At 49.3% G+C, this 296-nt stretch carries 1 pseudogene; it reads right to left on the bottom strand.

Annotated elements, in window-relative coordinates:
• Positions 1-296 (bottom strand): annotated as a pseudogene (ligA, locus tag CWC11_RS22155) (NAD-dependent DNA ligase LigA); the annotation flags it as partial.

The raw sequence follows: 296 nt of genomic DNA on the forward strand, positions 1-296 counted from the left end.
ATAAATCTGCAGGCGTATGTATAAGTTCTCTATCAACCAATTGTTCGACAATTTTGTCTCCCAACCCATCAATATCAAGCGCTTTACGTGATGAGAAATGTTTAATGGCTTGTTTACGCTGCGCTTGGCATACCAAACCCCCCGTGCAACGAGTTATCGCCTCCCCTTCTACCCGCTCAACGTGCGAGTCACACACAGGGCAAGTGTCTGGAAACGTAATATCACGCACCGTATCAGGGCGACGTTCTAATACCACTTGCGTTACTTGCGGGATCACATCCCCCGCACGGCGCACA

It is taken from the genome of Pseudoalteromonas sp. S3178 (assembly GCF_005886985.1).
GTDB lineage: Bacteria > Pseudomonadota > Gammaproteobacteria > Enterobacterales > Alteromonadaceae > Pseudoalteromonas > Pseudoalteromonas carrageenovora.